This window comes from Stutzerimonas stutzeri (assembly GCF_024448935.1).
In the GTDB taxonomy this organism is placed as follows: domain Bacteria; phylum Pseudomonadota; class Gammaproteobacteria; order Pseudomonadales; family Pseudomonadaceae; genus Stutzerimonas; species Stutzerimonas stutzeri_AO.
Genome location: NZ_JAMOIE010000182.1, coordinates 1 through 2,799 on the forward strand (window position 1 = coordinate 1; position 2,799 = coordinate 2,799).

At 61.3% G+C, this 2,799-nt stretch carries 5 protein-coding genes; all 5 read right to left on the minus strand.

The window, feature by feature from the left end; genetic code table 11:
- Positions 1-55: 55 nt before the first annotated feature.
- Genes NA637_RS24480 through NA637_RS24500 form a run of 5 tightly spaced genes read right to left on the minus strand, consistent with a single transcriptional unit; the run spans position 56 to position 2,567 of the window.
- Positions 56-268, minus strand: a complete 213-nt coding sequence (locus NA637_RS24480; RefSeq protein ID WP_153334493.1) for a hypothetical protein — start codon at positions 266-268, stop codon at positions 56-58.
- A gap of 47 nt (positions 269-315) precedes the next feature.
- Positions 316-666: a TrfB-related DNA-binding protein gene (locus NA637_RS24485; protein WP_015272403.1), complete on the minus strand. Its 351-nt coding sequence runs from the start codon at positions 664-666 to the stop codon at positions 316-318.
- A gap of 60 nt (positions 667-726) precedes the next feature.
- Entirely contained in the window at positions 727-1,230 is a 504-nt protein-coding gene (locus tag NA637_RS24490) for a hypothetical protein (protein WP_015272402.1), read from the minus strand.
- A 16-nt stretch (positions 1,231-1,246) separates the two neighbouring features.
- Positions 1,247-1,675 (minus strand): hypothetical protein, encoded by a 429-nt coding sequence (locus NA637_RS24495; protein ID WP_015272401.1) that lies wholly within the window; start codon positions 1,673-1,675, stop codon positions 1,247-1,249.
- Positions 1,676-1,730: 55 nt separating this feature from the next.
- Positions 1,731-2,567 (minus strand): DUF932 domain-containing protein, encoded by an 837-nt coding sequence (locus NA637_RS24500; protein WP_015272400.1) that lies wholly within the window; start codon positions 2,565-2,567, stop codon positions 1,731-1,733.
- Positions 2,568-2,799: the final 232 nt, after the last annotated feature.

Here is a 2,799-nt window from a genome sequence, read left to right on the forward strand (position 1 = left end):
ACGGCGCAGCTGTGGCTCGATGCGTAGCACGAAAGCCCGGGCCGCAGGCCTCGCACTAGATTTTCTCGCTGGCCAGGTGGTGGAAGTACCAGGCCAATTCGGGACGGCCCCCGCCCATTTGTTGCTTGATCGCAGTCACCAGATCCTCGCGGACTTGGCCGGTCGCTGTTTCCAGGCGCTGGCGGATCTCTGCAACCTCGGCGCTGGCGACCCATTCAAGGCAGGCCAGGTAATCGAGCACGCCCTTTTCCTCTGTTGGTGTAAGCATCTGCAAATCCCTCAGCAGTCAAACTGTCCGTGACAGAAAGGCGCCATCTAGGCCTTTTTCTGTCGGTTAGGTGTCTTCTTTGTGGTCCCTGGTTGGGCCTCCTTTGGCTGCTCATGTTTGGCGGCCATCTGCTTGACCTGCTCGGCTTCCTCGGGGGTGAGCCAGACCATGACGGGCACAAGGCCGACGGTCTGGCGTTCCAGCACGGCGGTTACGCGCTTGATTGCAGCGTGTACAAGCTGCCGCGACTGGCCGATGTTGTTGGCCACCTCGATAGGTTCCTTGCCCTCCACCAGCACCGCCCTGGCAATGTCCAGGGTCTTGGTGGACATGCCCCGGAGCGCAGGCAGGGAAGCGGTCCATTGTTCGGCGGTGTATTTCGGCTGGGTGGGCTGCATTCGCGGTTCCTTACTGTTGGCTGAATGCCCTGCTACCGGCAGGGCTACGGGTCAAGCGTGCTACTGGTTCATTTGCTCGATGAAGCCCCGCGCATGCGCTTCCAGGCGGCGGGCATCTGTGGAACCGGCATGGAGCCGGTGCCGTTTGACGCCCTGGGCGGTGGCTTTCCAGATGACGTAAAACGTCCCCTCGTTGTTGCGCTCGATACTAATGGCAACGCCCTGGTCACTGGTACCAACCTTGGCGGCGACTGCCGCCACGGTTTCGCTTTCCAGTGTCTGGCGGTCCCATATCAGCAGGGGCACAAACTGCGGGTCGTTGATCGCGTCGGCTGTCTCCAGGCCGCCCGCATCGCACAACCACGCTTCGTCGTCATCGTCCCAGGCTTCGGCGGTGATCGGAAACATCCACGCCAGAAGTGGCCGACCGTCCTGCACCTGGCAGGCGTAAAGCTGGTCAGAGTCGAGCAGAAACGCCACGCAATCCCCAGGGATGAGCAGGCCATGCCCAGGGTTGGCCTTGAGTAACGATCGGTAGGCTTCCAACGTGCGTTCGTAAGTCATGGTCGGTTCCTCGATCTTAGGCCTTGGCCACGGCCAGGGAGTGGGTAGCGATGCGGCGCATGATGAGCAGGTGGGGCAGGGTGGCCAGGCCCGTCAAGGTCCAGTAGCGCCCGCCCCACTGGGCAAAAATGGTCGTCATGTTGCCGTGGTCCAGGTCGGCCAGCTTGAACGACGCGCCCAGCTCGTCGGCGTGGTAGTCGATGACGGGGCGCTGCGAAAGGTTGAACTCGAAACGGGCGGCGGTCGTGCGTGCCGGTGGCGTGCCATAGGCGCGTTCTTGATCGATCAAAAACGCCTCTTCGTCGCCCAGGATGGCGCCGGGGTAACGCACGCGCAGCTCGGGCAGCATCAGCCCGGAATGCTGGGCCATCCACATGTTTGGCCCGATCTGGCGGGCATAGTCGATGATCGCGGTATGGCCAGGGACATAGAAGACTTTGCACATGGTTCGATCCTCCAAGGGCGGGGGAAAGCCGGGCGTTTAACGCCCGGCTCGCCAGTTACGCGGCGGCTTGACCGCTGCGCAGGGCCTGGGCCAGTACCCACAAGGCGCGATTGAGTTTCACGTCTTGGTCAATGCCGTTAACGGCGCGGGTAGTTGTCCGGCGTCCTTGCTTGTTGCGGCCACGCAAGCCGCCCTTGATGGTGTTTTCCTGCACGCGGTTGAACGTGGTCCAGAGATCGCTTGCGCGGTCTTCGGCACGGCGCGGCATCAGCAGTTGCGACGGCGTGACCGGGGCAGGGCCTTCGGATGGGTCGTAGCGGTAGGCCAGGGCCGCCATGGCGAACGCTTCTTGCTCTTCCTGGCGCAAGTGGTAGTGCTGCATGTCGTCAAGGTTGGCGTCGATCTGCTCGAACTGGCCCAGCACCTCATAGGCACCTTCGATAACGTCGTTAACAACGTCAATGCGGCCGCTGTGGCGCACTTTCTGATCCATCGCCATGTCGCCCAGGACCAGCCCGTTAGCGCACACGAAACGGAACTTGCCGGCCATCATCTGGTAGCTGCTGCTGCCGTCGTGGCTGTTCAGCAGAATGATTTCGTTCGCTTCCTTGCTCATGATGTTGCTGGCATGGCGCAGGCGAATCATGTGCTTGGTGTGCTCGCGTTTGTCGGTGTTGCGGACGCGGGTCTGGCACGCCATGAACGGCTGAAAACCTTCTGTGCGCAGCGCATCGAGCACCTTGACGGTTGGAATGTACAGGTAACGTTCCGAACGGCTGTCGTGCGCTTCCTCGGCAAAGATCGAGGGCGCCACGCGGGCAATCTCGTCATTGGTCAGAGGGGCATCGCTGCGGATCATGCACGGATTACGGAAGTTGCTGGAAAGACGCATTTTTGTATCTCCTTCGCAGATTCCCCGGAGCGGTTGCTGCCGCTGGTGTCCGGGGTGTCGAGGCGGTATTGCTTCGACGTGGTTAGTATCTCAAATCGGGGCGCTGTCGTCAACTGTTGGTCAAACAATCTTTGACTAATAATTGACTTGACGCGGCGCGCTTTTCGGAGCTGCTTAGATGCCGAGGTGGGAGCGGGAGGTAAACATAAAGCGCGCCCGCGAAGCGGGTGCA